The organism is Parasedimentitalea denitrificans (assembly GCF_011813015.1).
Lineage (GTDB): Bacteria > Pseudomonadota > Alphaproteobacteria > Rhodobacterales > Rhodobacteraceae > Parasedimentitalea > Parasedimentitalea denitrificans.
Genome location: NZ_QHLQ01000031.1, coordinates 1 through 20,828, shown reverse-complemented (window position 1 = coordinate 20,828; position 20,828 = coordinate 1). Strand labels below are relative to the sequence as shown.

At 55.8% G+C, this 20,828-nt stretch carries 20 protein-coding genes and 1 riboswitch; of the genes, 7 read left to right on the top strand and 13 right to left on the bottom strand.

Annotation, left to right across the window (positions count from 1 at the left end; translation table 11 throughout):
• Positions 1 to 225 precede the first annotated feature (225 nt).
• The 3 genes from DL239_RS19690 to DL239_RS19680 all read left to right on the top strand — a co-directional run bounded on the left by DL239_RS19690 (position 226) and on the right by DL239_RS19680 (position 2,739).
• Positions 226 to 1,089, top strand: a complete 864-nt coding sequence (locus tag DL239_RS19690; protein ID WP_158980734.1) for a hypothetical protein — start codon at positions 226 to 228, stop codon at positions 1,087 to 1,089.
• A gap of 97 nt (positions 1,090 to 1,186) precedes the next feature.
• Positions 1,187 to 1,432, top strand: a complete 246-nt coding sequence (locus DL239_RS19685; RefSeq protein ID WP_036560649.1) for a helix-turn-helix domain-containing protein — start codon at positions 1,187 to 1,189, stop codon at positions 1,430 to 1,432.
• Positions 1,432 to 2,739, top strand: a complete 1,308-nt coding sequence (locus DL239_RS19680; protein ID WP_167685808.1) for a type II toxin-antitoxin system HipA family toxin — start codon at positions 1,432 to 1,434, stop codon at positions 2,737 to 2,739. The genes DL239_RS19685 and DL239_RS19680 overlap by 1 nt, the downstream gene beginning before the upstream one ends.
• A gap of 444 nt (positions 2,740 to 3,183) precedes the next feature.
• Here DL239_RS19680 and DL239_RS19675 read toward each other — a convergent pair whose 3' ends face one another.
• From DL239_RS19675 to DL239_RS19630, 10 genes are all read right to left on the bottom strand, one after another.
• Complete coding sequence (locus tag DL239_RS19675; protein ID WP_158980732.1) at positions 3,184 to 4,320, bottom strand: DUF4147 domain-containing protein; 1,137 nt, start codon at positions 4,318 to 4,320, stop codon at positions 3,184 to 3,186.
• Positions 4,321 to 4,342: 22 nt separating this feature from the next.
• Positions 4,343 to 4,858 carry a gamma carbonic anhydrase family protein gene (locus tag DL239_RS19670; protein ID WP_158980731.1) on the bottom strand — a complete coding sequence of 172 codons (516 nt, stop codon included), beginning with the start codon at positions 4,856 to 4,858 and terminating at the stop codon, positions 4,343 to 4,345.
• 68 nt (positions 4,859 to 4,926) lie between these two features.
• Positions 4,927 to 6,453: a UxaA family hydrolase gene (locus DL239_RS19665; protein WP_167685807.1), complete on the bottom strand. Its 1,527-nt coding sequence runs from the start codon at positions 6,451 to 6,453 to the stop codon at positions 4,927 to 4,929.
• Between the two features lie 53 nt (positions 6,454 to 6,506).
• Complete coding sequence (locus DL239_RS19660; RefSeq protein ID WP_158980729.1) at positions 6,507 to 7,457, bottom strand: 3-hydroxyacyl-CoA dehydrogenase; 951 nt, start codon at positions 7,455 to 7,457, stop codon at positions 6,507 to 6,509.
• A 45-nt stretch (positions 7,458 to 7,502) separates the two neighbouring features.
• Positions 7,503 to 8,444, bottom strand: coding sequence for a 3,5-dioxohexanoate:acetyl-CoA acetone transferase (gene kce, locus DL239_RS19655; protein ID WP_158980728.1), 942 nt, complete (start codon positions 8,442 to 8,444; stop codon positions 7,503 to 7,505).
• 19 nt (positions 8,445 to 8,463) lie between these two features.
• Positions 8,464 to 9,282, bottom strand: a complete 819-nt coding sequence (locus DL239_RS19650) for an SDR family oxidoreductase (RefSeq protein WP_158980727.1) — start codon at positions 9,280 to 9,282, stop codon at positions 8,464 to 8,466.
• A gap of 10 nt (positions 9,283 to 9,292) precedes the next feature.
• Positions 9,293 to 10,636, bottom strand: coding sequence for a TRAP transporter large permease (locus DL239_RS19645; RefSeq protein ID WP_167685806.1), 1,344 nt, complete (start codon positions 10,634 to 10,636; stop codon positions 9,293 to 9,295).
• Positions 10,629 to 11,216: a TRAP transporter small permease subunit gene (locus DL239_RS19640; RefSeq protein WP_206188552.1), complete on the bottom strand. Its 588-nt coding sequence runs from the start codon at positions 11,214 to 11,216 to the stop codon at positions 10,629 to 10,631. Before DL239_RS19640 ends, DL239_RS19645 begins: the two co-directional genes overlap by 8 nt.
• 18 nt (positions 11,217 to 11,234) lie before the next feature.
• Complete coding sequence (locus DL239_RS19635) at positions 11,235 to 12,272, bottom strand: TRAP transporter substrate-binding protein (RefSeq protein WP_158980724.1); 1,038 nt, start codon at positions 12,270 to 12,272, stop codon at positions 11,235 to 11,237.
• A 288-nt stretch (positions 12,273 to 12,560) separates the two neighbouring features.
• Positions 12,561 to 13,235, bottom strand: coding sequence for a GntR family transcriptional regulator (locus DL239_RS19630; protein ID WP_158980723.1), 675 nt, complete (start codon positions 13,233 to 13,235; stop codon positions 12,561 to 12,563).
• Between the two features lie 849 nt (positions 13,236 to 14,084).
• On the opposite strand from DL239_RS19630, the gene DL239_RS19620 reads away from it, so the two are divergent.
• From DL239_RS19620 to DL239_RS19605, 4 genes are all read left to right on the top strand, one after another.
• On the top strand, positions 14,085 to 14,945 hold the full coding sequence (locus tag DL239_RS19620) for a hypothetical protein (protein WP_167685804.1): 861 nt from the start codon (positions 14,085 to 14,087) through the stop codon (positions 14,943 to 14,945).
• A 97-nt stretch (positions 14,946 to 15,042) separates the two neighbouring features.
• Positions 15,043 to 15,288, top strand: coding sequence for a helix-turn-helix domain-containing protein (locus DL239_RS19615; protein ID WP_167685803.1), 246 nt, complete (start codon positions 15,043 to 15,045; stop codon positions 15,286 to 15,288).
• A complete protein-coding gene (locus tag DL239_RS19610) occupies positions 15,288 to 16,580 on the top strand; it encodes a type II toxin-antitoxin system HipA family toxin (protein WP_167685802.1) in 1,293 nt (430 codons plus the stop codon). Before DL239_RS19615 ends, DL239_RS19610 begins: the two co-directional genes overlap by 1 nt.
• Positions 16,581 to 16,903: 323 nt before the next feature.
• Positions 16,904 to 17,101 carry a hypothetical protein gene (locus tag DL239_RS19605; RefSeq protein ID WP_035262952.1) on the top strand — a complete coding sequence of 66 codons (198 nt, stop codon included), beginning with the start codon at positions 16,904 to 16,906 and terminating at the stop codon, positions 17,099 to 17,101.
• A gap of 301 nt (positions 17,102 to 17,402) precedes the next feature.
• On the opposite strand, the gene DL239_RS19600 is transcribed toward DL239_RS19605, so the two are convergent.
• The 3 genes from DL239_RS19600 to DL239_RS19590 are packed head-to-tail and all read right to left on the bottom strand — an operon-like array spanning position 17,403 to position 20,223.
• Positions 17,403 to 18,161, bottom strand: coding sequence for an ABC transporter ATP-binding protein (locus DL239_RS19600; RefSeq protein WP_167685801.1), 759 nt, complete (start codon positions 18,159 to 18,161; stop codon positions 17,403 to 17,405).
• On the bottom strand, positions 18,158 to 19,186 hold the full coding sequence (locus tag DL239_RS19595; protein WP_167685817.1) for a FecCD family ABC transporter permease: 1,029 nt from the start codon (positions 19,184 to 19,186) through the stop codon (positions 18,158 to 18,160). The genes DL239_RS19600 and DL239_RS19595 overlap by 4 nt, the downstream gene beginning before the upstream one ends.
• A 20-nt stretch (positions 19,187 to 19,206) precedes the next feature.
• Positions 19,207 to 20,223: an ABC transporter substrate-binding protein gene (locus tag DL239_RS19590; protein WP_167685800.1), complete on the bottom strand. Its 1,017-nt coding sequence runs from the start codon at positions 20,221 to 20,223 to the stop codon at positions 19,207 to 19,209.
• 147 nt (positions 20,224 to 20,370) lie between these two features.
• A riboswitch (cobalamin riboswitch) is annotated at positions 20,371 to 20,566 on the bottom strand.
• Between the last annotated feature and the right edge of the window lie 262 nt (positions 20,567 to 20,828).

Below are 20,828 nucleotides of genomic sequence, written 5' to 3'. Positions count from 1 at the left end.
TTCTTGGTGTTTGGGAATGTCGTGTAAGTGTTTGATTTTAAATGGAGGCGAGTACGAGAATCGAACTCGTGTACACGGATTTGCAATCCAGAAAGAACGGTCGCAAAAACAACGGCTTATGGGTGCAAAACATCCCCTGACAAAAAGTGAACAAAAAGCGAAAGTTTCAACGCTGTTTGCGTGCCAGAATGCTCACAAAATCGTTTCTAAACTTGGGACAATTCGATGAGTTGGGCGGTTGCAAACGAATGCGCAGAGCGTCGCTTTGGCAGTGCCGCGCGCAAACAGATCATCATGTTTCTTGCAGACAAAGCGAGCGATGACGGCTCGGGCATCTGGTGTTCCAAGGGGACGATCCAGCGCCACACAGAGCTCAGCGAGAGCACGGTGAAGCGCACCATCATCGACTTCCTGCGGGAAGGCATTTTGATCGAGACAGGGCGGCGGCACTGCAAGAACGGCTACACGGTCATTTACCGTATCGTTCTGGAGCGCGTGGCCGCGCTCGAACCGACGGCTGAACCCGACATAGACACGGGGGTCACTGTGAACCCCGTCCAGCCTGAACCCGGTACGGGGTCCACGGTGAACGGGGTACGGGGTTCACGGTGGACCCCAAACCACCCTAAAACCATCCATAAACCACCTACGCGCAGGCGCGAGGCGGAGGAGGAGGTTGAAGATCTTGAAGCTGAGAAGATCTTAGCGGCCTTTCCCGAAGACAGGATCCGAGACCGGCGAACTACCCTACGTCTGATTTCAGCGGCTGTGAAAGCCGGGGTGAATCCCGATGACCTTCTGCAAGCGGTCAAAGCCTATGCGAAGGAAAGCGAAGGCTACACGCGCAGCAAGGTCTGTTTCTCGGACAATTGGTTCAAGATGCGCCGATGGGAGAAGGGGCTTGCCCGGGTACAGGCGGATCGCGAGAAGGCGCGGGAGGCCGAAGCCAAAGGCCGTGCGAGCCTCGCCGAGTGGATCTACGAGCGCCATCCCCTGTGCCGCCACATCACGAACCGCCAGATCGAGGATTTGATCGCGTCAAAGCTGGTGACGCCCGAACAGGTTCGTGCTGCGGGGCTGCAGGCATGAGTGCGGCTCAATTGTTACGCCATGGCGTAAAAAATAGATATTTACGTTGCAGCGTAATTTTTTTTAATTTACGCTGTGCCGTAAAAGGAGCCACGTCATGGACCTCACAGCACGAACGGCCGAGCAGATCGGCGAGGCACTTCGCCGGACGCGCAAAGCGCGCGGCTGGACCCAAAGCGATATCAGCGCGCGCACGAATTTGCGCGTCGCGACGATTTCGTCGCTCGAGAATGGCGACGCGGGAACCAAACTCGCCACAGTGCTCGCTGTCATGGCGGCACTTGGGCTTGAGTTCCGATTGGTGGAGCGCGGTGGCTCGCTTGAGATTGAGGATATCTTCTGATGGCCCCCAAAAAAACAAACCGGCGCGGGCGTAGCGGCACGATGCAAGTGCTTCTGAACGGACGGTTGGTGGGGGCTTTGCGTCTCGCGGGTTCGGGCGCGATCAGCTTTATCTATGATCCGGAATGGTTGGCATGGGAACATGCCATGCCCATCTCGCTTTCGCTGCCTTTGCGTGAAGAGGCACACCAGGGCGGCTCTGTCATTGCCTGCCTGGAAAACCTGCTGCCGGACAATCAGGCGATACGAGAACGCGTTGCTGCACGGGTGCGTGCGGGCGGCACGGACGCGTGGCACATGCTGGAGAAGATCGGCCGCGATTGTGTGGGGGCCTTGCAGTTTGTTTCGGGTGAGATCCCCGAGGTTGGCGCACTCGAAGGAGAGCCCGTTTCCGAGGCACAGATTGCGGATATGTTGCGCAGCCTCGCAAGTGCCCCTCTTGGAATGGAAGAGGAAGACGACTTTCGCATTTCGATCGCAGGGGCGCAGGAGAAAACAGCGCTGCTGCGCCATGAGGGCGTGTGGATCCGTCCGTCGGGGCTCACCCCAACAACCCATATCCTCAAGACGCAGCTTGGCGTTCTGCCCGCAGGGATCGATTTGTCTGACAGCGTCGAGAACGAGTATTTCTGCATGAGTTTTTGCCGTGCCATGGGCATGGATGTGGCTGAAGTCGAGATTGCCGACTTCGAGGACGTGCGGAGCCTTGTTGTGACCCGGTTCGATCGGCGTTGGACCAAGGATGGTCGCTTGATCCGCCTCCCGCAGGAAGACTTTTGCCAAGCGCTCTCAGTCCCGCCCAGCCAGAAATACCAAATGGATGGCGGGCCGGGGACCACCGAAGGTATCGGATTGCTGGCCGGTAGTGATGACCCCGAGGCAGATCAACGCGCTTTCTTCCGCGCGCAGGTGCTATTTTGGCTCTTGGGGGCGACAGACGGGCACGCCAAAAATTTCAGCATCTCTTTACGCCCTGGCGGCTTCCGCATGACACCGCTCTATGACGTTTTGAGCGCTCAGAAAGCCGTGGATGACGGTCAAATCCGCCAGAACCGGATGCGCCTCGCGATGGCCGTCGACGGACACTACCGGATCAACGAGGTGGTGCCGCGTCATTTCCTGCAGGCTGCGAAGGCGGCAGGTTTTGGTGTGGCGCTGGCGGAAGAGGTCTTGTCGGGCGTCGCGTCTGAGCTTGAACCCGCCTTGGGCAAGACACTCGCAGACCTGCCGGATGGATTTCCACAGCCATTGGCAGATGCCATTGCTGCTGGCATACGACGTCGGGCGATTGCCTTTCATGCCGTATGATCCGCAGATCATATTTCCGTTTTATGATCCATGGGTCATATTGAGTGGCAGGTCGCGTTCATGCAGCAACACGTATTTAGGTTCGGAGAACGCCGCGAGTGTTAGATATCAGAGGCCACACATCTATTTAATGTCGCGAGTTTCGATGTGATGGGCGGCAATGCAGTCATTAAGAATATTTGTAGCGAATGACTGCCTCGAGCCCATAGGAGAAGTGTCAGATTTGTGCAGCGAGCGCGCGCAGCACGACGAATGCCGCAAGCGCGTAAACTCCGCCACCGCCGTGCGGCAAGGAAACCAGCCATTCCCGCCAAGCCTAGCGAGCCTTCGATGGCCAGGCCCAAGTCTTGGACGCAACAGGCATTTGCCCGCACCGCTTGTGCTCACTTAGAAAGGTTCTGCGCAATAGTACGGATTTGTTGATCCACAGTCTGAGAGGTTGGTTCAACTGGGCTGTTTCAGGAAAATTGCCAAATCCATCACATTGGTGCCGGTTGGTCCAGTAATGACCGCATCTCCGGTTCGGGAAAGGTATTCACCTGAATCAGCGCGTTTCTGGGCTTTCTCTGCGCCCGGCATTTTCTTGAATGTCACCCCGTCCAGAAAGGCACCTGCCGCGTGTGTGGGCCCGTCGGTTCCATCGGTGCCTGCGACCAGCCCAACGATGTCATTTCGGCCTATGATGTACCGAGCGAGCTCCAGCGCGAGTGCCTGGTTGCGACCGCCCCGGCCGGGATTCCTTGGGAGAACAACCGTCGGCTCGCCGCCATAGACGTACAAACCCTCTGGCCCTCCCATGATCTCTTGAGCGATCCGAGCTGCGACCTCAAGCACGTCCGCGTACATGTTCTCTTGGTTGGTGATCGTTTTGATTCCGAGTGAATTTGCGGCTTGCATTATTGCGTCGCGAGCCACGGCGTTCGAGGCGACAACGCTGCATTTATAAGGAAAACCGGTGCGCTCGGGCGGTGCGCCAATCCCGGAACCGATAACCGAGATACTGCCCCCAGCGACGTCCGAAATGGCAAGGACATCGACTTGTTGGCCCTTGAACGACGCCAACAACCCACCTCCCTTGATTGCTGAAATGGCCTGCCGCCGCTTGTTCACTTCACCGATGTCCATACCTTCAGCCAGGGCGGTTTCCGTCAAGGCCACTAGATCGGCGCGACCAACCCCTGGCCGCAGATGTTCGACAAGCGACGATGCGCCACCTGAAACAAGCATCAGCAAATGACTTCCGGTCGGGCAACCGGCCACGAAGCTGCGTAACCCCTCACCTGCATCTAACGACGTTTGGTCGGGTATGGGGTGGCTCGTTTCGAACGCCTCGACGTGATTGCCGAACGCGCGGTTTTCCAGATGGTCGGTCTTGGTGACGAGATAGGTGGGTATCGTGTTGCGCCAGTCATCTGGCAGACCGTCAAGCATGGCTGCGGCCGCTTTTCCAACAGCAATGATGTGCGTCGGCCGTCTTACTTCGTGGTCCGACACCCAATTCCGCACGCTGATATCACCCTTCACAGAAGATACGGCTTTGCGGAAAAGGTGCAAAAGGGTTTCTCTTTGAGCGGTTGTCATATCAAATTTGCCTGTTGTGCGTCTAACTGGAAAGCCCTTGGGCAAATCGTATTGCATTTTCCTGATAGTGAAGCGCGCTTTGGTGAAGACCTTCGATCTGCTCCTTGCTCAATTCCCGTTTGACACGCGCGGGAGACCCGACAACCAAAGAATTGTCCGGAATGACTGTCTTCTCTGTAACGAGCGCGCCGGCTCCAATCAGGCAGTTTCTGCCAATCACCGCGCCATTCAGAACAGTGGCCCCCATACCAATTAGCGTGCCGTCGCTGATCGTGCAGCCATGGACAATTGCGCTGTGTCCTATTGTACAATTCCGCCCAATCGTTAGCGGAAACCCAGGGTCGGAATGCAAAACGCAGTTGTCCTGAATATTGCTTCCTTCGCCGATCCGCATCAGGTCATTGTCACCGCGGATGACGACCCCGAACCAGACGCTTGCCTTTTCCGCGATTTCGACATTCCCGATGATACTTGCGTTTGGGGCCACAAAGACGTCGTCCGCAATTTTTGGTGTTTCACCTTCGAACGTGTAAATCATTCCGTTTCCTAGTCATTTGATTGGTCTTAGGTCGAGCGGCCACTGACACGTCCAACCCAGCGCGTCCCCTACATCTGGGCGTAGGTTTGCCAGGGCGCGAATTCTGCTTCGCCGACATTTAACTCTTCGGAACGGGTCTTGGTACCGGAGGCTGTTTCCAAGATGGCTTCGAAAATCCGTTGGCCCGCCTCGGGCACGGTTTCACTGCCTTCTGCAATTGCCCCGCAGTTCAGATCCATATCGTCCTGCATCCGGGCGTACATTGCGGAATTTGAGGCAATTTTGATCGACGGCACTGGCTTGTTGCCGTAACAGGATCCACGCCCTGTCGTGAAACAGATCATGTTGCAACCAGAGGCAACTTCACCGGTGATCGAGACTGGATCGTAACCAGGGCCGTCGACAAAAACTAATCCTTTGGCGGTGATCTTTTCGCCATATTTGTAGACGCCGTTCAACTTCGTCGACCCCGCCTTTGCCACAGCGCCAAGCGATTTTTCCAAGATGGTTGTCAGACCGCCCGCCTTATTTCCCGGTGTTGGATTGTTGTTCATTTCCGAACCGTGTTTTGCGGCATACTCTTCCCACCACTCCAAAAGATCAACCAGCTGTTGGCCAACTTCCGGAGAGGCAGCGCGATCCGTCAGCAAATGCTCGGCACCATAGATTTCGGGGGTTTCGGACAGGGCAGCGGTTCCACCGTTTTTGACCAGAAGATCGACGGCATGCCCGAGCGCCGGATTGGCTGTGATCCCGGAATACCCATCCGACCCACCGCACTGCAGGGCAACGCTTAGATGAGAAGCATCCACGGTTTCTCGCTTTGCTTTTACGGCCTCTTCCAGGGCCGTCTCAAGCCACAGCAATCCCTTTTCAACCGATTTGCGCGTGCCACCAGCGCTTTGCAGCGTGTAATACTGAAAACTCTTGTCTTGCGGCCTGCCATAGGCTTCCAACATCAATGGGATTTGGTTGGCTTCACACCCAAGGCCCAGCATTAGGACCGAGGCAAAGTTTGGATGTGTTGCATAACCCCAGATCGCGCTCTGCAATTTGCGGAAGGCTTCATCATCAGTGCCGATACAGCAACCAGCCCCATGCACAATCGGGACAATCCCGTCGACACCAGGAAACTGATCCAGAAGCCCCGAACGCTCGGCTTCACGGGCCAGATGTTTGGCTGCCGAGGCAGAGCAATTCACCGACGTGACGATGCCGACATAGTTACGGGTCCCCACGTTCCCGTCCGCCCTGCGATATCCTTGGAACGTCGCCCTTTCGGACGCTGGTACAAAGTGCGTGTCCTGCGCCTTGCTTCCGTATGTTTGGGAACGTTGAAATTGGGCCATCGCAACGTTGTGAACGTGAACATGTTCCCCAGGTTTGATGTCCTTTGTTGCGATACCAATAACACCTCCGTATTTGATGATTTCTTGTCCGGACGCGATCTCTGTCAAAGCAACTTTGTGACCCGATGCGATGGCGCTTTGTGCGACAAAACCAAGTGAAGCGAATTGGCGGCCAGGCTCAATTTTTTGCAGGGCGACAGCGATATTGTCATTGTCGCTCAGAATAAGGAGGGGGTTTTGAGACATTGGTTTTCCGTTTGTGTTTGGTTGTTTTCAGGCAAATATCTGGGTCTGAAGCTCTATGGTTTAGACGCTTCAACACCGACTTGTTTCTTATGGCGCAACAAGGCCATCAGTTTTCTATCCCTGGCTATTTGCGCTTCGGGAATTTCAGCGACAGGCGTTCGCTTTGACATTTTCGCTTCGAGTTTCTCATTCGCGATACTGGCCCAGTCGACGTCATCGTAAGGGCCAATACCGAAGCCCCGGTACATTTCCCCGTATCGCGCAACGTAATCGGAAACGCCCCCCGGGGCGTTTAGGTGAATGGTCTGCATCGGCCCCATGATGGACCAACGCAACCCGAGCCCATCGCAAATCGCTTTATCCAGATCTTCAGGCGACACGATGCCTCTGCCCACAAGTCTGAACGCCTCTTCCAGAAGCGCGCCTTGCAGACGGTTCACGACAAACCCGTCGATCTCCTCGCTCAACACGATGGTTTCACGCCCGCATTTGATCATCAGCTCGTTCACCATCGAAATGGCATTTTGGTCTGTCCAGGGCGTAGGGACAATTTCAACGGCCGGATGCAGGTGGGGTGGATTGATGGGATGTACGACAAAGCAACGATGCCTGCCTGGGATATGTTCGCAATAGCGCGAAGCGGAAATCCCAGATGTTGAACTTCCGATGGGCACATCTTTGGCTGCAAGCGCATCCAGCGCCTGTGTGAGCTCTCTTTTGATGTCGACGATTTCTGGCCCATTTTCCTGAACGTAAATGGCTCCGTCCAATGCGTCTTCTAGACGAGAGGCTATCGTGATGCGCTTAAGAACATTTGGCGCATCCGAGGGCTCGATCAGGTCAAACTCTGCGAGGTCGTCGATGCGGTTTTCCATTGCTTTCAAGGCGCGCTCTGCAGCTTCCTGCGAAGCGTCATACAGTGCAACTTCGAAACCGGCCTGAGCAAACACAGCTGCCCAACCTTGTCCAATCAATCCGGTACCCACTACGGCAATTTTGTTCATTTTTCTTCTTCCTTGGTGTGACCAAAATCTGGTTTCAGAAGGTGTTCAGAAAGCCACCTGATCGCCGCCTTTGAGGCCGAGAATGTCGCGCGCCTCATCCGGGGTCGCGATTTGCATGCCCAGATTTTCGATAATAGAGCGCACTTTTTTGACTTGAACGGCGCTGGATTTTGCAAGCTCACCCCGTCCAGCCCATAGGCTGTCTTCCAACCCGACGCGCACATTGCCGCCCAGGGTTGCCGACTGAGTTGCGATCCGAAACTGGTTTGCGCCTGCGCCCAGAACGGACCAGCGATAATCGTCACCGAACAGTCGGTCCGCCGTGCGTTTCATGTGCAGGACATCTTCGTGGTGGGGTCCGATACCGCCCAGCAATCCAAATACGGACTGAACGAAGAAGGGCGCTTTGACCAAGCCGCGATCGGCAAAATGCGCCAGATTGTAGAGATGCGAAGTGTCGTAGCACTCAAACTCAAACCGTGTCCCGTTGCCGTAACAGGTCTCCAGCACATACTCGATGTCTTTAAAGGAATTGCGGAAGACCAGATCTTTGGACCCTTCGAGGTGCTCCCGCTCCCAGTCAAATTTGAATTCCTTGAACCGGTTGAGCATCGGGTAGAGTCCGAAATTCATTGACCCCATATTCAAAGAAGCGAGTTCCGGCTGATAGGTCGCCGCAGGCGCGGTGCGTTCTTCAACGCTCATGTAAGGGCTACCGCCAGTGGTAATGTTAACCACGGCATTTGTGCTCTGCTTGATCTGCGGCAAAAACGCAGCAAATCCTTCAGGACTTTGGTCGGGCCGTCCGTCTGGATGACGGGCATGCAAATGCAGGATCGCTGCGCCTGCCTCGGCAGCAGCCAAGGAGTCTTTGATGATCTCTTCCGGTGTCACAGGCAGATGCGGTGACATCGACGGTGTGTGAATGGCACCCGTTACAGCACAGGTGATGATAACCTTACCCGCGTTTTTTTTGTCTTTACTCATCTTAATTTTCCAATTGAGTTCAAAGCGTTTCCACGTTTCCGTCGACGGCAAGGGATTGCCCCGACAAGTTGGCGCCGGCATCCGAGATCAGGAATGCAACGGTCGCGGCGACGTCGTCAGGGGTCACCATCCGGCGCATGGAAATGTTCTTGAGGTAGTCGTCCCTCATTGCGGTATGACTGACACCCGCCGCATCAGCGCGATCGCGGATCACCTTTTCCATTCTGGGCCCTTCGACGATCCCGGGCAGAATGGCATTGACCCGGATGTTGTCAGGACCCAGCTCTTTGGCGAGGCTTTGCGTCAGGCCGATAACGCCAAACTTGGCCGCCGAATATGGGGTGCGAAAGGCATATCCATGTTTGGCGGCAGCCGATGCCATGTTGACCAGCGCGCCGCCGCCAGCCGCCTTGATCATCGGTATGGCCCGGCGGGCAGACAGAAACTGACCCGTCAGGCAAATGTCGATACAGCGCCGCCAATCATCGGGCGAGAGGTCTTCGAGATTGCCGGTTGGCCCGGCAATCCCAGCGTTGTTCACAAGCGCATCCAGCCCACCAAAGGTGTCTTGCACCGTGTCAAAGAAGGTATCCACCGCTATTTCGTCGGACACATCTGCCTCGAGGGCGACGCATCCTTCAAGCACGGCACTGGCCCTGCGTAGAGCGTCGGTATCCACATCGCAAATCGCGATTTTAACCCCTTGTGCGTGCAGCAAGCGGGCAATGCTGAATCCAATCCCGCTTGCGCCAGCCGTGATCACAACTTTCTTGCCTTTCAGACCCGGCAAGTGAAAGCCCGCAAGCAACGAGGGTGATTTTGAGGAATGATCAGTCATGTTTTTTCCACTAGTTTCCGAACACCGCATCCGGGACCCAGAGCACGAGGCTCGGCCAGATGATCAACAAAGCAAGGCCAGCCAGTTGCAGCGCAACAAACGGAATGATGCCGCGATAGATGATGCCGATGGATATTTCGGGCGGAGCCACGCCTTTGACGTAGAACAGTGAATACCCAAAAGGGGGCGTCAGGAAGCTGGTCTGCAAGTTGACGGCCACGAGCATGGCAAACCAGAGCAACTGTTGATCACGCGAAATCCCAAGCCCGAAGTCCAGCCCCGCTACGATAGGTGCAAAGAGCGGCAATACGATAAAGCTGATCTCCACCCACTCCAGGAAGAAGCCCATGATGAAAATCATCAGCAACAAGATACCCAGAGTCCCGTAAGCCCCTAGATCGAAAAACAGAATGGCGTTTTCGATCATCTTGTCGCCCTTGAGGCCCTTGAACACCATCCCAAAGATCGTGGCACCTATCAGCACACCCAGGATCATGGCAGAGGTGTTGCCGGTTTCACGGACGCAAGTGGACATAGTTTGAAAGGTCAGCTTGCGATTGATCGCAGCCAAGATCATGGCGCAGATCGCACCCAGCCCTGCGGCTTCGGTTGGGGTGGCCGTGCCTGTGGCAATCGAGCCCAAAACCGTCAGGATAAGAACGAGCGGTGCGAACAGGTCGCGCAAGAGCGCCAGTGCCAAAGAACCCTCAGCAGGAATTTGTGTCGAAACAGGAGCGTCATTTGGTTTCGTCAACGCGACGAAGATGATGTAGGCGATATAAAGCCCACCCAATAGGAAACCCGGAACAATTGCCCCAAGGAACAATTCGCCGACCGATATCTGCAGAATATCACCAACCAGAACCAACATGATCGAGGGCGGGATCAGGATACCCAGCGTACCCGAAGCTGCGATCGTGCCAACAGCCAGCTCTGGCTTATACTTTTCGCGCAGCATGATCGGCAAAGCCAGGGTGCTGAGCATGACCACCGACGCGCCGACGATACCTGTGCTGGCCGCCATGATGATGCCCAGCAGGGCAACGGAAATGGCAAGCCCGCCGCGTTTACGTCCCAAGGCGCGCTCAAGTGAATAGAGCAGGTTTTGTGCGAGTCCGGACTTGTCGAGCATCGCGCCCATGAAGACGAACAAAGGTACTGCAAGAAGGAGCCAGTTTTCGATGACGCCAGCGTAGATGCGCGAGACGCCAATTTTTAGGAATGCAAAGGGCAGCCCACCGATGAAGGCAAACAGAATTCCGATGCCGCCAAGAACAAAGGCAACAGGATAGCCGCTGAAAATTCCCAAAAGCAGACATACGACCATCGTCAGGGGAATGATGTGTTCAATCATGGGTTTTCCCCTTCCCGAACAAGATACGTAGTTTTTGAATAGTCAGACCGGCGCCGGCAATCAGCATCAACCCAAAGCCAATCGGAACGAATGCCTTCACGACAAATCGGTCATACAGTCCGTCATAGTCCGACCCTTCTCCCATGTTGAAAGACCGCACCGTAAAGTCATATCCGTGGAGAACGACAATGTAACAAAGGGGTGCAAGCAGGACAAAAAAACCCATGATTTCAATGATGTTTTTTGTCTTCTCGCGAAAGTGCTGGCGCAGGAAATCGACGCGCACGTGCCGGTCACTGACGACCGCCCCGGCCATCGTGAGCATCAGCATGATCCCAAACAGGTGCCATTGCAGATCGCCGATGCTTGCGAGTGTCAGCTTTGACCCAAATAGGAAAACGTCATTTTCCCATCGAACGATTGTGCCGACCTTAGCCGCCGACAGTGTCACTCCGATCAATACGAGAACGAGGATGGGAACGATGAGCCAAGCCGCGGCCTGGCCTATCCATACGATCCCGCGAAGGACCGTATGGACAGGGCCGGTACCACGATTTGGATCACTCGGCGGAGTGTCCATATCGTGTGCCATGCTGGCTTACTCGGCAGGGATTGTTTGAAGGCCAGTCCAGCGACCCGAAGAGGCCACGAAAGCTTTCATCGAGTGGTACGCCTCGCCATAAAGCGCATCCTTCTCGGCTTCGGCATTCAGCACACGCTCCGTCGCGACCCGCAGTTCTGCCAGAACTTCATCCGGGAAGGATTTGACGATCGTACCGCCCTCTTCGAACACCTCAATCTGAGGCGTTTGTGCAGCAGGAGCGTATTGCAGCGTCCAGGCCAGGCTGACCTGACAGGCCGCTTCATACATCGCCTGCTCACCTGCACTCATGCCATTCCACACGTCCATGTTGATCATCAAAACGTCGACACTGCCTGGCTGGTGCCAGCCTGGATAGTATTGGAACTTTGCAATCTGATTGAAGCCGAAGTCTTTGTCGATGATCGGCAAAGAAAACTCTGTCGCGTCGATCCGACCGCGCTCAAGAGCGAGATAGATTTCACTGGCTGGCAGGTATTGTGCAGAGGCCCCGAATTCGTTGAGCACACGTGCACCAACACCGGCCATGCGCATCTTTAGACCGCTGAAATCTTCGATCGAGTTGATCTCTTTGTTGAACCAGCCACCAGGCTCAGGCGCGGTAATGTGGCAAGCCAGTACTTTGACATTCAGGTCGTCAAACCCACGCTGAACAATTTCAAGGCCGCCACCTACGTGCAACCAAGCTGCCAGGGCTTCGGGTCCCGCACCAAATGGCGTTGCACCGATCTGAGCAACGGGCACTTTGCCGCCCCACTGGCCCAGAAAGCTCCACCCGGCCGGAATGGCGCCTGAGCTTACGTTTTCAAGGATTTCGCCTGCAGGGACCAATTCTCCGGAACCATAGAGTTGCAAACCAACGTCGCCACCACTCATGTTCCGCAGAGACTCATCCATCAGCTTGGCGCTGTCGGCCAAGAACGTCAGGTCCTTGGGAATGCTCATATGGACATCAAGGATATCGGCCGAAGCGGAAGACGCGCCAAAGGCCAGAGAACTGGCAACCAAGGTCGCGGCAATTTTCGAATATTTCACTGTATTCCTCCCGTGACTGTGCCCGCCATGAACGTCCCTCGTGGCCTGTTCGTCGGGCACGCTTATTTATTATTGATGATTGATCAAAAATCAATAAATATTTCGAGCTTGACTTTACTGTTTAATTTCAGCCAGTTGCGTGACTATTGACTGTTTGGGAAGTTCTGACACAGCCATAGAATCAAAGAATTCAAGGCGGCGAGGGACGCTCACAGGCTGGGATCAGAGCCCGCTCTGAAACTGGACAGCATAGGTGAGGATCTCGGCCCAGTTAACCTGCTGTAGCTTTCAGCGAGAACGGCCTTTCGAAAACAAGGTTCTCACAAGAACCTCATAGGCGTCAGAAATATCCAGAACAAGCTCCTGCGTGGCAGTTGCTTCGTCACCTTCCCGGATAGCTCGTACTATTTTCCGGTGATGGATGTTGGAAACCTTGTACTGATTTTCCCGTTCCAACTGATACAAATGCGGGCTGACGCGCAACCAGAGTGTGTTGATGATATCGATCAGTACCGGAGAGTTCGATTGTCGGTATATCCGCAAATGAAACTCGTAGTTTGCTTTGACATAGCTCTGCACATCGCCGGATCGCTCCGTGGTCTCCAGACGCTTTAACAGTTTCTCAAGGTCCGCGACAAAAATATCATCCCGGTTTGCCAAAGCCCATTTGACAGCCAGCGCCTCTACTTCCAGACGCACATCGCGCAGGTCTGTCAGTTCTTCATATCCCAGTCTCGGCACGCCCAGAGAACGGCCCGAAACATTGGCCACAACACCAATCGCTTGGAGCCGCGTCAGCGCCTCACGCACAGGCATGGCGCTCACACCGAAGGCTTCGGCGACACGCGCAACATGAATCGCCTGGCCTGGTGTGAACTCACCTTCGCGCAACAGCGTGCACAACCGATCGTAGACCTGGTCGTGTAACTTATCTTTCTGAATCGGTTTGGAGTTCTTGAGCATGTTTTATCTATTCGCACAAACTCGACGTGAAAATCCACCGCTCTTTGGGTAATCCTCAAAAAACCAAGTTCGAGTTGGAGGATTTCGTTTTCCTCAAACACTTGCCTAGACCGCCGTTCACTGCCAGAAGTTGAAACCTCGAAATGAGCCTGGGGTTTTTCTGGAGTTCCATTGGGCACGGATTTCTTCTAAAGAACCCCTGCTTCTGAATGACTGGAAACGGGAAATCCGCTGTAGCGAGAGAAACCTCACGCCGCGGCTGCGAAGGTTTTCTGCGCTAGCAATGGCTGTACGAGCAAAAGGCGGTTTAGTCCCGCACTCCAGACCTTGCTTGGTTTTCGATGAACGGCAGCGATGTGGAGATAGTGTTGAAGAAGTTTGTATTTTGGTTTTCTGATTGCCCGCGAAGGTCGGGCAGCCACCTCAAAGTCTCGCACATGCGCTTTCGCTGGGAGTTGGAGCCGTAAGGACGGCTCAGGGCAAAAATTTCAAATATCCGTGTTTGAAATTCGCATATAGTTTCGAGAATTCGGCTAAGTGCTTGATTTTGTTTGGAGGCGAGTACCGGAATCGAACCGGTGTACACGGATTTGCAATCCAGAAAGAGCGCAAGCAAAAACAACGGCTTAAGGGTGCAAAATACCCCCTGACAAAAAGTGAACAAAAAGCGAAAGTTTCAAAGCCAAATTCACTGGTTCAAAACGAAAAAGGCCCCGTCACAGCGGCAACTGTGAACCGGGGCCAAATAGAAAAAGCCTGTCAGCTTTCGCACCATATTAGCATGGGCCAGCGGCGCACCGCAAACGCTCAGTCGGCTTTTTCGCAACCTCTGACTGGTGAGGTGATCCAATGAGCTGGCGCATCGCAAACGAATGCGCCGAGCGCCGCTTTGGCAGCGCCGCACGCAAGCAGATCATCATGTTCCTGGCCGACAAGGCGAGCGATGACGGTTCGGGCATCTGGTGTTCCAAAGGGACGATCCAGCGCCACACAGAGCTCAGCGAAAGCACGGTGAAGCGCACCATCATCGACTTCCTGCGTGAAGGCATCTTGATCGAGACAGGGCGGCGGCAGTGCAAGAACGGCTACACCGTCATTTACCGCATCGTTCTGGAACGCGTGGCCGCGCTCGAGCCCACGGCTGAGCCCGACATTGAGACGGGGGTCACTGTGAACCCCGTCCAGCCTGAACCCGGTACCGGGTCCACGGTGAACGGGGTACGGGGTTCACGGTGGACCCCAAACCATCCTAAAACCATCCATAAACCACCTACGCGCAGGCGCGGGGCGGAGGAGGTTGAAGATCTTGAAGCTGAGAAGATCTTAGCGGCCTATCCCGAAGACAGGATCCGAGACCGACGAACTACGTTGCGCCTGATCGCAGCCGCCGTGAAGGCCGGGGTAAAGCCCGATGACTTGCAGCAGGCGGTCAAAGCCTATGCGAAGGAAACCGAGGGCTATACACGCAGCAAGGTCTGTTTCTCGGACAATTGGTTCAGGATGCGCCGATGGGAGAAGGGACTGGTCCAAATACAGGCGGACCGGGAGAAGGCGCGAGAGGCCGAAGCCAAAGGTCGCGCTAGCCTCGCCGAGTGGATCCGTGAACGCCACCCCCTTTGCCGCCACATTACAAACCGGCAGATTGAGGGCTTGATCGCGTCAAAGCTGGTGACGCCCGAGCAGGTGCGCGCTGCGGGGCTGCAGGCATAAGTGCGGCTCGATTGTTACGCCATGGCGTAAAAAGTAGATATTTACGTTGTAGCGTAATTTGTTTTAATTTACGCTGTGCCGTAAAAGGAGCCACATCATGGACCTCACAGCACGAACGGCCGAGAAGATCGGCGAGGCACTTCGCCGGACGCGCAAAGCGCGCGGCTGGACCCAAAGCGACATCAGCGCGCGTACGAATTTGCGCGTCGCGACGATTTCGTCGCTCGAGAATGGCGACGCGGGAGCCAAGCTCGCCACAGTGCTTGCTGTCATGGCGGCACTTGGGCTTGAGTTCCGATTGGTGGAACGCGGTGGCTCGCTTGAGATTGAGGATATCTTCTGATGGCCAAACATGGGCGTAGCGGCACGATGCAAGTGCTTCTGAACGGACGGTTGGTGGGGGCTTTGCGTCTCGCTGGTTCAGGCGCGATCAGCTTTACCTATGATCCGGAATGGTTGGCATGGGAGCACGCCATGCCCATCTCGCTTTCGCTGCCTTTGCGTGAAGAGGCACACCAGGGCGGCCCTGTTATAGCCTACTTGGAAAACCTGCTGCCGGACAATCAGGCGATACGTGAGCGCGTTGCCGCTCGGGTGCGTGCAGGCGGCACGGATGCGTGGCACATGCTGGAGAAGATCGGGCGCGATTGCGTAGGGGCGTTGCAGTTCGTCTCGGGTGAGGTCCCCGAGGTTGGCCCACTGGAGGGAGAGCCCGTAACTGAGGCGCAGATTGCTGATATGCTGCGCAACCTCGCGAGCGCTCCGCTGGGCTTAGACGAGGAAGACGACTTCCGCATTTCGATCGCTGGGGCGCAGGAGAAAACAGCGCTGCTGCGCCACGAGGGAACGTGGATCCGTCCATCGGGGCTTACCCCCACAACCCATATCCTCAAGACCCAACTCGGCGTTCTGCCCGCTGGGATCGATTTGTCCGACAGCGTTGAGAACGAGTATTTCTGCATGAGCTTTTGCCGTGCCATGGGCATGGATGTCGCGGTGGTCGAGGTTGCTGATTTTGAAGACGTGCGCAGCCTTGTTGTGACGCGGTTCGATCGGCGTTGGACCAAGGATGGCCGCTTGATCCGCCTCCCGCAGGAAGACTTTTGCCAAGCGCTCTCAGTCCCGCCCAGTCAGAAATACCAAATGGACGGCGGGCCGGGAATCACCGAAGGGATCGGGTTGCTGAAGGGCAGTGATGACCCCGAAGCAGATCAGCGCACCTTCTTCCGCGCGCAGGTGCTTTTTTGGCTTTTGGGGGCGACCGACGGCCATGCCAAGAATTTCAGCATCGCATTGCGCCCTGGCGGTTTCCTTATGACCCCGCTTTATGACGTGCTGAGCGCACAAAAAGCCGTGGATGACGGTCAAATCCGCCAGAACCGGATGCGCCTCGCGATGGCCGTTGACGGACACTACCGGATCAACGAGGTGGTGCCCCGCCATTTCCTGCAGGCTGCGAAGGCGGCAGGCTTTGGTGTGGCGCTGGCGGAAGAGGTCATGTCGAACGTCGCGACAGAGCTTGAACCCGCCCTGGACAAGACACTTGCCGACCTGCCGGATGGGTTTCCACAGCCATTGGCGGGAGCCATTTTTGCTGGAGTGCGACGTCGGGCGGCTGCCTTTCATGCCGTATGATCCGCAGATCATATTTCAGCTTTATGATCGGTAGATCATATTGACTGCGAGCAATCTGCAGGCCCAGTACAGGAGTTGCAGCGTTCCAGACCAGCTTTGACGGGGCAGGTCACAGAGATTGACGGCCAAACTCAGATCCTCAACGCCGTGTTTCTGATTGCTGAACATAAGCGGGCAGCCGTGCCAGACGCGGGGCAAGTCCCGCTTCAACAAGAAAATTCCCCTGCGCCAACGCATTCCTCGCGAGGCAATTTTCCCGCTGACATCCCCTTGGTGCCCGCTTTGGCCATGTTCATCGAAACACTCAAAGTGAGGATTGAAAATTGGCTACGCAAACTCTGAAACTGAACGTCAAATCCGGCGAAAAAGACGGCAAGAACTTCTGGGACCGCTGCGGTGTCCTCTTCGTCAACACCGACGACAGCGGCAACATCACGTCGATCAACGTCAAACACAGCATGTTCCCCGACGTCGAAATGGTCGCCTTCCCGCGCCGCGATGAAGATCCAGTCACCGAATGAATGCGGTGCCGGGGCGGGTAGCCCGCCCCGGATAACCCCGAAGTTAGGTGTGGATCGCTGCCAATTGGACTTCCACAAGCATCCGATGTCGCTGCAGTTGCAGTGCAACTCCTCAGACCGGACTTTCGCTGCAAGTGCAAATCCGGCAGTTGGGGGAACTGGTGCTTTGCGGACAAAACGGACTTTCGGCACAAAGGATCAGAGGTCTGGTTCTGGCACAATCGAGACATTTTTCGAGCGACATGTATGCGAAAATTCGGCATTCTTTCCATGTAAAATGGCGAAAATATCAGACGGGCTTTCAAGAATGGAAACGCATAATGCGCCGCCCATCATGAGGGTCCGTAAGATGAGTGACGCCGACGCCGAAAGTGTCTCGTAAACGTTCGACGCTCAAAACTTCTTCGGGGGGACCAATCGCGACAAGATTTCCTTGATCCAGAACCCCAACACTGTCGCAGTCCATCGCCTGATTGAGGTCGTGAATCGCGACAACCGTTGTGACTGTCAGCTTCGAGACCAGCGCCAGGATGGAAAGTTGATGATGCACGTCCAAGTGGTTGGTAGGTTCGTCCAACAAAAGGAGACCCGGCTTTTGAACCAAAGCCCGTGCAATATGTGTCCTTTGCCGTTCACCGCCGGATAGTGTCGCCCATTGACGATCCGCGAAGTGATCCATGCCCACGTCCTTCAGTGCCTGGGCCACAAGGGCATCATCGGCATCCCCCCAAGGATGTCGAAGTGACAGCCATGGCGTGCGGCCTAGTTCAACCGCGTCCCGCACTGTGATCCGCTCCGAGGTATCGGCTTGCTGTTCAACGAAGGCGATGCGCTGCGCGACTTCGCGTCTAGACAGTTCGGCGAGAGGCCTGTTTTTCAAAAAGACGTGTCCAGACGTTGGTTTTAGAATGCCTGAAAGGAGGCGCAGTAAAGTGGACTTCCCCGATCCATTGGGGCCAACCAACCCCAAAACCTTGCCTGGTTCAACTTCCAGAGAAACGCTATTGAGAATGGAATGGCGGCGGGTGGACCACCCAAGTTCTGTTGCGGTGAGTTTCATCTCTGACCCGCCCCCCGTATAAGGATCAAGGCAAAGCCAGGTGCACCAATAAGGGCGGTGACTACGCCAATTGGCAGAACTTGGCCCGGAATGATCGTGCGAGACAGAATATCAGCCACCACGAGGAAAACCGCGCCGCTCAGGGCCGAGGCAGGAATAAGCCGCGCATGGCGCACTCCCACCACTAGCCGTGCGGCGTGGGGAATGACCAGCCCGACAAAGCCGATGGACCCAACCATACTGACAATTACGGCGGTCAAAAGAGCCGAGGTTCCGATCAAAACCATCTGCAACCGGCGCACCGGAATACCCAGCGAGGCAGCCGATTCTGCACCAAATGTGAAGGCATCCAAAGACCGGGCATGCAGCGCGCAGATGGTAACCCCCGCCATGGCTATGGGCGCGCCAAGCAGCACGTCATGCCAGCGTGCGCCGCTGAGGTTGCCAAGTAGCCAAAATAGAATTCCCCGCGCCTGATCCGCATTGGCGGATTTTGTGATAATGAAAGTGGTCAGCGCATTGAAAAGCTGCGACCCGGCAATCCCTGCCAGAACAATCTGTGCGGCACCATGCCCGCTCATTCCGCCGCCTGCAGCGCGGGCTAGGAGCGCAACCAGTCCAAAAGCCAAAATAGCCCCGGCAAATGCCCCCATCGATAAGGACACCACACCGGCACCAAATCCTGCAATGGTGACCGCCACTGCACCTGTTGAAGCCCCCGCTGAAATGCCCATGATATATGGGTCGGCCAGCGCATTTCGCAGCAACGCTTGCAACACCACGCCCGACACCGCAAGGCTGGCCCCACAGCAGGCCGCAACCACGGCGCGGGTCAGACGGTAATTCCAGATAATCCCTTCGTCGATCGGATCCAGCGGGTAATCCGCCACCAACAATTTGTTAGCCAACGTCTGCAGGACCGTCATCGGAGGGATAGGGGTCTCGCCGATGCTGGCACCGGCAAGAATGGCCACCGCCAGCATCCCGAAGGACGTCAACCATCGCAAAGCGCGGGTGCTGACCATCTGTCTGGCGGCGGCTCGGATCATTGAGCCAGACCGAAGTTTTCCAGCGCCTCTGCTAGGGTTTCGATCCCTTCGACAGTTCGCAGAGTGGCATCCATCGCATGGGCATCCATGATCACGATGCGACCTGCTTTGACGGCGTCCATTTGGCTGGCAACCGGGTCATTGCGCAGGAACTCAAGCTTGGCCTGCACATCATCAGCAGGGAAGCGGCGCCGCTTCATCTCGGCCAGAACGATAATGCTGGGGTTGGCTCGAGCAATGGTTTCCCAACCAACAACCGGCCATTCTTCATCGGATTCCACGACATTGCGGATGCCTAGCTTGTCCATCATGTAACCCGGCGCACCTTTTTGGCCTGCAACATACGGGTCGATATCCATCTGAGCACTGGAGAACCAGAATACAGCCGAGGCGTCTTGGATGTTCAGCTCTTCGGCACGCTCGATGGCTGCAGCTTCGCGCTCTTTCAACTCGGCCACAAAAGCAGCGCCCTTGTCGGCAACGTCAAAGATCTCTGCCAGCTCGGCCACGCCTTGATGAATGACGCTGGTGTCAAACAAAGAGGTCCGCGTTCCGTCCGATCCCACAGTATTGTCCTTACCGACGCAATCAGCAGGCATAATGTAGGTGGGGATGTTCAGCTCGTGAAACTGTTCGCGCGTTGCCACAATACCTTCTGGTCCCACGTGCCATTCATACTGAACGGCCACCACCTCGGGGCGTTTTTGAACCACGCTTTCAAAGCTTGGATCGTTGTCTGCAAGGCGTTCAATGCCAGCATTGATGTCTTTATAGGCTTCTGGAACATCGGTGAACCAAACCGAGGTGCCCTGGACAGTCTCGGCCAAGTCCAGCGCAAAGAGTACTTCTGTTGCGGCCTGACCCACGCTCACACTACGCGACGGCGCATGGTCAAAGGTCACGCCAAGACCGCAGTTTTCAACGGTCAGTGGGTATTTGGTCGCATCGGCCATTGCGGCGGAAGCAGACAGGCAGCAGACCGCCAGGGCCAGTCCATTTTGGTTGAGTTTCATGTATGGAATCTCCGATCAGGTTTAGATTGATGATCGGGAGTTCTGGCCGGTTGAAAGCAACCCAGCCCATGCGCAGCTGCGCACGTTGTGGCATAACACCACTATCGGCAATGGTCATTCACATCCCTTCCCCAGACACCCCGTCCAGTGTTGCGTTACGCGTCGGCAGGTCTCCTGACTGACGGGTCAACACCTTGTCCGACCTTCCCGGGCGCAATACCCAGTGGCATATTCGGACGCGGCTCGCCGCCTACAGTTGCGGGGGCAGTTTCGGTTCACGGCTGTGAGGCCGTGGCGAATTCCCTGTTAGTTCCATGTGGAAACCGACATTTCGGCCCTACCTTTGCCGCGAACACGGGTCAAGAGAATTTTGCTCGGATCCTTCGATTAGGTCGGCTGCAAATAACCTGACCATCTCAGCAAAGCCGCCATTCGCTACATCGCAGAAAAATTGCAAAGCGGGCTCAAAGCAGTCGTTCGCCTCAAAGTCGATCAAGGTCGGCTTTGGGCCAATGTTGTTGAAAAACTCGAAGTTTTCGCGTGTCCGTATAACGGGACAATGTGTTCCCGCCTCTGTTTCACGCTGCGGCTTTGGCCTGGATTGG